Source organism: Nonomuraea diastatica (assembly GCF_004349015.1).
GTDB classification, from domain to species: Bacteria; Actinomycetota; Actinomycetes; order Streptosporangiales; family Streptosporangiaceae; genus Nonomuraea; species Nonomuraea diastatica.
On record NZ_SMKP01000303.1, the window covers coordinates 1 to 7871 of the forward strand.

General features: G+C 64.2%; 6 protein-coding genes. All 6 read right to left on the reverse strand.

All coding sequences use genetic code 11. From position 1 onward, the window contains the following. Nucleotides 1–136 precede the first annotated feature (136 nt). Nucleotides 137–748: a hypothetical protein gene (locus E1294_RS49910; RefSeq protein WP_132519727.1), complete on the reverse strand. Its 612-nt coding sequence runs from the start codon at nt 746–748 to the stop codon at nt 137–139. 66 nt (nt 749–814) lie between these two features. Beyond that, nucleotides 815–2365 carry a hypothetical protein gene (locus E1294_RS49915; RefSeq protein ID WP_132519730.1) on the reverse strand — a complete coding sequence of 517 codons (1551 nt, stop codon included), beginning with the start codon at nt 2363–2365 and terminating at the stop codon, nt 815–817. A 639-nt stretch (nt 2366–3004) separates the two neighbouring features. Continuing rightward, entirely contained in the window at nt 3005–4108 is a 1104-nt protein-coding gene (locus E1294_RS49920) for a hypothetical protein (RefSeq protein WP_132519733.1), read from the reverse strand. 805 nt (nt 4109–4913) lie between these two features. Further along, a complete protein-coding gene (locus tag E1294_RS49925; protein ID WP_132519736.1) occupies nt 4914–5126 on the reverse strand; it encodes a hypothetical protein in 213 nt (70 codons plus the stop codon). 681 nt (nt 5127–5807) lie between these two features. After that, complete coding sequence (locus E1294_RS49930) at nt 5808–6926, reverse strand: ParA family protein (RefSeq protein WP_132519739.1); 1119 nt, start codon at nt 6924–6926, stop codon at nt 5808–5810. A gap of 32 nt (nt 6927–6958) precedes the next feature. After that, nucleotides 6959–7408: a hypothetical protein gene (locus E1294_RS49935; protein WP_132519742.1), complete on the reverse strand. Its 450-nt coding sequence runs from the start codon at nt 7406–7408 to the stop codon at nt 6959–6961. Nucleotides 7409–7871: the final 463 nt, after the last annotated feature.

A 7871-nucleotide genomic window follows, 5' to 3' on the forward strand; every position in this document is an offset into this window, starting at 1 on the left:
TCAGGGTCTACGCTGTGGCTCGCGGCCACCGCACGATCTTTGGTTGTCTTCACAAACTCCGAATGATCACGCGGTGGCCGTCGCCATGTGACCCGATCCTTCAAGATCGCCAAGTGTCACTGGAGTACTAGTTTTGTTACTCAGTGAGATCTGGACCCAGGTCGAGGCCAGAAAGGTCAGTAAAAATCCAGTCCACCTCGCCGGGAGCGTGGCCGGTGGGCTCATAGGCATCGCCGAAGCCCGTACAGAAGCGCTCATATGCCTCTTCTTCACCGAGCTGCAAGTAGACGTCCAGGGTGTCGTCCATGGTGTCGATGTCGACGTGCATGCCCGGCTCCGGGTAGTACCGGCGGCGAGTGTAACCGCGGCCGCTGGCTACCGGACCTGCGGTCGTTGTTCCGATGAGTCGAGCGCCATGGTTACGTATCAAGATGGATCGCCTGGTGTCCAGCGCGCGTTGCCTGCCTGTCCTGGTCGTACGTGCGTGGTGCGCAGCCTGCTGGAGGCGTCGCAGCGCGTCTCCACGAGGCTTGGCGATCTTCTGGGTGGCATCCGTCACCCACCGTTCCACCGTGCGCTTGGCCCGGCCAACGATCGGTGCCACCAGTGCGGGCCCGCCGAGGATGCGGACCATCTCCTTGATGGAGGTCGGGTCCGCGCCGGTTAGGAGGCGATACATGTCGTCCCTGTTGGCGTCGGCGTATGCCCTCACATCGGGGTTGTCCTCGACGTTGTCACCGCGGGACATCACGGGTCCTTTCGGGAGGTGGCGGACGCTATCCGCAGGCTGGTGCTGGCCACGAAGCCCATTTGATCATGACGCCGCCGCATCGTTGACCTTGTCCTTCGGGGCGCCCGCCCCCGAGTCCCAGTCGGTCGCGAGTCGGCCGAATCCGAAGGGAGTACGCCGCTCCAGGAGTGGGGCGAAGTCGGTCATGTAGCCAGATCCGCCGTGTTTCACCCGACCGAGCTCGAATCCGAACTCCAGTGGCTCCGGGCACGCCGTGACAGGATTGGGATCATCACTGGCGTACAGGACGTTGTCGACATCGACGGCAAGAGGATGACGACCGGTTGCTGCGACGACCTTGACCATCTTGCGGATCAAGTTCGCCCGGGCCCCAGCGATGATGTGGTGCTGCCAGTCGGGACGATAGTAGAGGTCGCCCTCGATGTACTTCGATCGGAACAAGCCGACCCCCGCCTTGTAGAGTTCCTTCACTGAATCCACAAGAAGACCGGCCTCGCTGTCACCTTCCTGGGCCTGGCGCAGGAAGCTCAGTCGTGCCGTATCGATAGTCTTGCCCCACTTCTGCAAATACGTCGTGGAGGTGGGCCACACGTAGGCCTCAGCGATCTCGATCTCGCTGGGGTGGAGATCGAACAATTCCAGCCCGAGCCCGAGGGTGGGCGTGGTCAGCCAGCGCGCGCCATCAGTGCGCGGGCTATCGCGAGTTCGCCAAGGGTCGGGCAGCATGCGATCATCCCAGGCGGGGACTCGTGCCAGCCAGTAGCCCGGCATCTTGGGATCGAATTGTGGGGATTCCCGATACTCGGCGGCACCCAGACCCAGCTTTGCATGAGCGGCAACTGGCAGGTACATCGCTGGCGTGTCATAGGCATGGACGTATCGGCAACGAGCTTCTTCCTCGGTGGGAGCGCGATGCCAATGCAGGTCGCCCTCCAGGTGGAACGCAGCTGGCGGTGGAGGCTCGACCGGCTCCGTCAGCACCAGCTTGCGGGAAACGTCCATGCGTTTGATCAAATCTTGTGAGGTACGCGCGGCCGATACGCGGAAAGGAATGGTCACCGTCTCGGCGTACCGCAGCAGTCGCTGAGCAAGAGCGGAAGGGCTCGGTTCATCGTCGAGGAGAGCGGACAAGCTGGCGTGAACGAGCGGGACGAACACCAGAGCAGCACCTTCCTGCTCTCTCCATGCCCTCAGCCATGGGCCGAGATGATCGCGGGCCGCAGCTCCGAATTGCCATCCGTCGGCGGCCGCCGCGGTGAAGAAGGGACGATTGAGTGCATCGGCCAGGACAGTCTTTTCGTCGGCGATTCGCTTGGGCAGCTCCGTGGGTAGGCCCAGGGCCGTCAGAAACGGCGCAGTCAACCATAGTTGTCCGGCGTCGGGGTAGGTGCGCTTGTCGCCGCCCCAGCCCAGGCGGAGGCGGCTGACGAGGGCGGCGATGTGTCCGGCGTGCGTGCAAGGTTCGGGTAGGGGCAGCACCTCGCCACCGAGATGGATGCCGTTGGCGTCGACGACGGCGGCGGGAGCTCGCCAACGTGAAGGAGCAGGTTCCGCTGAGTCGGCGAGCTCGGACGAAGGCGCCGCAGGCAACGATGGCTGGCCTGCCCCGTTCACGGCCCTGCTCGAGTCACCGGAGGCGGTTACTGCCGTTGCGGTTCCGGGTGAGGGGCAGCCGGCGTGGAGGACCATCCCGTCGATACGCAGAACGCACGGGCGGCCACACGATTCGCAGGGTAGCCGCGATGACATGACTTCAGTACGGCACGTGGCCGCCCGCTGGGCGGCCAACCGCAGATCAGGTTGGGGAACAGCCGCTTGTGGCATGGCAGCATCCTCCCAAAGGACAGCGACATTTCCACTCCGTCGGCGCTTGTTCAACGTCGACCCTGAACGGGGCCTTGTTGTTCGCCAATGTGAGGATCATCATCGGGCGAGATCACCGGCGATCACGCACTCCTTCTTGATCGTTTCCGATTATCCACTGTGGGCAGTCCACGTTGCCTCAATCCTTCACGGGCCAAGGCAGCTCCTCGTGCGGCACAGTGGTCGCCGGGCGCCTGCGTGCCTCTCAACCACTGGTCACGACCAGAGCCGGAACTGAGATCACGATAAGCGGGTAGTTGCTCTGCCGCCCCCAGGGGTGGGCTGATGCTGGCCAGCTTCGCCTGGTTGACCCGAGTCCCGGTCACTGCGCACGCCAAGCATGGGCTGCCAGAGGGAAGCAAGTGTTCCTCGCAATCGTTACGCGGGCACTCATAGCCGCGCCGGACCACGGTCAACGCGGCCGCCACGGGGCGGCGCACCTGGTGGCCGTACCAGCGGGTCAAGCGGCGACGGACCCGGATCGTCATCTCCGCGATCGTCCGCCCCTTGCCGATCTCCGCTTATCGCCGTGAGAACACGTTCTCGCTCGGTCTCGGTCATCCTCGCTTGCCAGTCCAACGGGATCGCCGTCATGACGCTGGGCGCCCCAAGTACCCGTGGTGCAGTTTCGTGATGCGAGTTGGTGAAGTCGGTCTGCCTCTCGCGCGGCAGCGCGTCGCCGGCGCCGCTACGGTGCTGTGCTTCGCCTGCGGCGAGAGGTGAAACATCGTGCTTCATCAATCCCACTTCAAGGTCGGACTTCTGTGCAGCGTCAGTTTCCGAGATCGTTTCCCCTCGACTTCCTAGATCGTTTCGGTCCAGTTTCCGAGATCGCTCCCTCGCATGCCCCGGGTCGGACTGGTCGATTCGCCCTTCCGCCGCTTCGTCACAATCGCCCGAGGTCGTGGCCAGGACCCGCAACGGGGCATCATGCGTGCGGTAAGCGATCAGGCGACCGGCCCGGTGACTGGTGATCCACCCATCGCTTTTGAGTGTTGCCACGAGCGATCGCACAGTCCGGTCCGTCAGCTGCAGGTCCTTCGCCAGCCCCGACTGGTCGCGGACCCGTCCGATCTCCTCGTCGCGGCGCAAGCGGCAATACAACTCCAGCAGCAGGGACCTATTCCGGCGAGGTGTCCAGACGCCGGCCACGTTGTGACAGCCGACGCCGGCCGCCGCTCGGTAGGAGATCCGGGCCCAGGCCGCATCGTCAGGGATCGGGGCGAGAAAACGGCGGGTGATGGACGTGCTGGTGTCGGTGATGATCCACGCCCCGGCCGCGGCGAGCCCGGCATAGATGGTGGACGGATGCATCCCCAAGCGTTCAACCATATAGCCGATGCTCGCGGTGCAGCCCGCCCGGCGTTGTGACAGCGCGGCGATCTGGGCGACTAGTGGCCAGGCAGCGCCGTGTGGCAGGCCGAGCGGGATTTTGACGGTGCCAGCTGGGAGTTCGTCGAACGGACGCATGACCGTGATCGGTGCGTTGGTCATGACGCCCTCTGGGGGTGTCGTGTGGTGTGCCGGGTGTTTGGGCGCGCTGAACTGAGCGCATGGCTGCTCATGGTGCTCCGTGCGTTTTCGGGCACACTCAATAGAGCTGCTGGCGTGATTGTGGTGGTCGGCCAGCACGCTGCTGGAGTGCGCTATGGGTTCTGGGTGTGACCCGGGACGACGACCGGGCTGGTGGGGTTAGGTCAACGGCGCCTCCGGCGTGCGATGAGATGGTGACGTCGACGCCGGTCGGCATCGACGAGCTGATGAGCACGCCGCAGGCGCGCATGGCCGGGACACGACAGATCGCCGTGGGTGGCGGAGTATTCGTGCTTCTCGACGAGGAGCTGGTTCACCTGGCCCGTGGGAGGAAGGACCAACGGTCGTCCGGCCGTCAGCCATCATCACCGCGTTGGGGCCGGCCGCCTGTTGCATCACGCTGGGAACATGCTGGGAGGGAGACTCTCGGTTGAGGTCTTGACGCCGATGCTTGACGCATTTGAGCACGTCAGGGTGGGCGCCGACATCGCCAACAGAGCTTCAAGATCACGCGAGGGCGTAGGCACAAAGACGGGTGCGACAGCCGAGAGTGGAGCATGATTCAGCCGACACGACCAAGATCTCCTCGCCCAATACGGGACGCGAAGGGCATGCCGCGCTAAACTCATGTCGACTCCAGTTCACAAGGAGTGGACTGCACACCACGTCGCAGGCAAGGCCGGGAAGCTTACACCTGGGGCGTGATCTTCAAGAGGCCCTCTGCGGTTCGTACCGCAGAGGGTTCTCCCTTTTTTGGGTGGGGAACCTATGCGCTGAGAGCCATCTCCTCCCGCTCGTCTCCGTAGACCTTTCGCAACACCTCAGCCAGCAGATCCGCCTGGCTGATATCGCGCTTCTCGGCATCCGCCTTGAAGCGCCGGGCCAGGGGTGTTGGGACCTTGCCCCACACGGTCTCACGAGGCCCCTTGGAAGGGCGTCCGGCCTTCCTTTTGGGTTGGGAGTGGCTGTCGCTCTCCATGGCTCCATAAATCCAGTAGTGGATATCAGCGGGCAGTACTTTAGCCTCATCGGCGTGTCGTCTGTCGCTGCGTCACAGCAGTCCCTCTGAGAGTCGCCTCTGGGCGGGCGCATGCCGCTACCCCTGTGACCAGGGATTAGGCCAGCTCTGGAAGAAGCCATCCCGTTTGACGGTGGCTGCGGAGCGCTCTGCCCCTTCACCAGATTGAAACGCAACGTGGAGTTCCAGGCCTGTGTCGGAGGACCTGCTCGTGTGGCGGGCGTGCTGGCGGCACCGCTTTGCTGCGGCGCGTGGAGCGCATGGTCGATGCCGTGGCCGACTGTTTGTGACGGTCGTGATGTCGCAGCCCGGACCATTGCGTCGGCTAGCGACTCGCGCCGCGAGGTTCTCGGTCACCGCCGTCCCTGGCACGCGAAAGCACTCCGAATCTCGATCGAGCATTCGACAGTACGTTGTGGACCGTCCCGCCCCGCGAAAACAACCGCCGACCCTGGCACACCGGTGCCTAATTCTCCAGCTTGGTACGCCGAAAATCGTGCACAGCGGCTGCGGATGCGAAAGATCGGATCACGCCGCACGGCCTGGGACGGCCAGCCAATCGATACCGTCGCGAAACACGAGGGTTTCGCACCCGACCCAAGAGGCCGTCGTCGATGATCACGCCCCAGTCACGAGATGAGGCTAGGTGACAGGCAGCAGGCAAGAGACGAATTCGGCGTGAATGTTGGCTACGGTGCGTGCCTCCCGAGCACGCAATGGGGCGGCTTCGGCGTAGGTGTCCAGCGGCATGCGGTGAACCTCGGCGGCGAGCTGGACGGCGGCGTATCGAGGTACAGGTGGAGACCACACCAGGTGGCCGAACGCCTCGCGGATCTCCGTCAGCGTGCGTTTAGCCTGCGCGCTGTCGTCATACAAGGTGACAGCGATACCGCTCAAGGTCGCCGCCTGCGGATGAGTCTTCTCAAGCCGCTCGAGGGTGTAGACGATCTCGTTGATGCCAGCCAACGCCCAAGGGGTGGCGGTGGACGCGATCACCAGGGCGTCGGCGGCCACGATGCCGGCCAACGCCAGATTGCTCAGGCCTGAGGGGATGTCCATGAGAATGAGGTCCCAGTCAGGGCGAGCCTGCTCCACGCGTTGCCTGAACCGAGTGCGGGCATGAACGGTGCCCAGATCACGCTCGCGATTTTGCAGCGTTCGCTCGGCGGGCGATGCCCAGACTCCCGGCCAGGAACTTTCCACGGTCGTGTCATTCAAAGGTACTGCGTGCTCGTCCAGTCGTATGACGTCCTTCAATGTTGGTCCGTCGACGGTGTCCACCAGCGCCGTAGTCAGGGCGGCGCGTGGATCCAGGTCCAGACCACACACGCGAAACCCCTGCCGAGCCGCGGCCTCGGCGAGACCGAGCGTGATGCACGTTGCTCCTGCTCCTCCCCTGGAACCCTGGACGGCCACGACGCGAGCTCCTCGCCGCTGTCGTGGGCGGCGGCGAGGAGTGGAAGCCGAGCTGCGATGTTCAGTCATGGAGGACATCTTTCCGATCTTTCGGGTGGGCGGCATCGCTGGCACGCCACTGAGGATGCGAGCCACTTCTGATTCGGTGACAACGGTCGAGCGACAGGGTTTGAGCAGGGCTGGCACGACTGGCGGTCCGCCGGTCCATTCCGCCGGTCCATTCCGACGGTTTGTGCAGGTCGGACTGGCTGTAGCGGCCAGGACCGGGGCGGGCCCGGTGGCATGTTGCGGGACCAGCGAGGGGTGGACGGGTGAAACGGCCAGATTCTGGTGACGGCGTCCCATTTCACTGGCGGGAGCAGGCGGCGCCTAGCTTGTCAGATGTCGTCCTCAGGGAAAGACGCCGGTTGACGGCCCCGACGCTTGGCTGCGCCCCGTTCAGCGCCCTCACCGCGTGGACCCGGCCGCAGCTTCTTGAACACACGCGGAAAGGGCTTGCCTTCGTTAAAGGTGTCCTCGAGCCGTTGGCACTCCCGCTCCAGAGCCACCGTGACTAGCTGTGCGATGCTTTCTGGAACCTCGTCCTCCTGAAGCGTCCCGTAGGCCCTGGCTTGGGCACCGCGCACGCAGGCTCGCACCCTCTCCACGAGGTTGGCTGGGAGATAGAAGCTCCGGCTGATGTACTTCTCGGCGGCTTCTTTCGGGGACGGCTGCAGCTCCTCGCCTTCCGCGGGATCGGGTTCTGGAAGTCGCCCGCTGGAACGGCGCTGCGCCGTCGTGGTCTGCCTCGCCGCTGTGGTGTCAGGTTTCGCATCAGAGGTGGCCATCGCTGTGATTGTTCCTCTCCGGAAGAAGGCCCGATTAGTCAGGCTTAATTAGTGCAATAAGTCTATCTCAGAGGTTCCCCTGCCGCTGCGGAACCCGATCGGCCGTGTCGATGACCGAATCCGAAGGCATCACACGCGTTCCCCCGAGGTCAGACGGATGCGACTCGACTCGGGGAAGCGGAGAGCCTGGCGAACACTGCTGGCCCAGATGCGATTCGTTTGTAGGCATTCAGCAGCTCACGATCTTGCTGTCGCGAGGACTGCCTGCGCGGTGAGATGATCTTTGGGTGTCGAAGACTCCGGAGCGCCGCCCGTCGTATGACGAGCTGGCTGCGTTGGTGGTCCGGCAGATGGCCACGATCGAGGCCCAGCGGGAGACGATCGCGCGGCTTGAAGCGACGGTGGAGCGGCTGAGCGCGCGGGTCGCGGAGCTGGAACGCAGGCAGAGCCGCAACTCGGGGAA

What these genes read in the sequence shown, in the direction of transcription:
- E1294_RS49930 (WP_132519739.1), bottom strand. Translation starts at nt 6,926, where the DNA reads ATGGGACGCCGTCACCAGAATCTGGCCGTTTCACCCGTCCACCCCTCG.
- E1294_RS49920 (WP_132519733.1), bottom strand. Translation starts at nt 4,108, where the DNA reads ATGACCAACGCACCGATCACGGTCATGCGTCCGTTCGACGAACTCCCA.
- E1294_RS49910 (WP_132519727.1), bottom strand. Translation starts at nt 748, where the DNA reads ATGTCCCGCGGTGACAACGTCGAGGACAACCCCGATGTGAGGGCATAC.
- E1294_RS49925 (WP_132519736.1), bottom strand. Translation starts at nt 5,126, where the DNA reads ATGGAGAGCGACAGCCACTCCCAACCCAAAAGGAAGGCCGGACGCCCT.
- E1294_RS49935 (WP_132519742.1), bottom strand. Translation starts at nt 7,408, where the DNA reads ATGGCCACCTCTGATGCGAAACCTGACACCACAGCGGCGAGGCAGACC.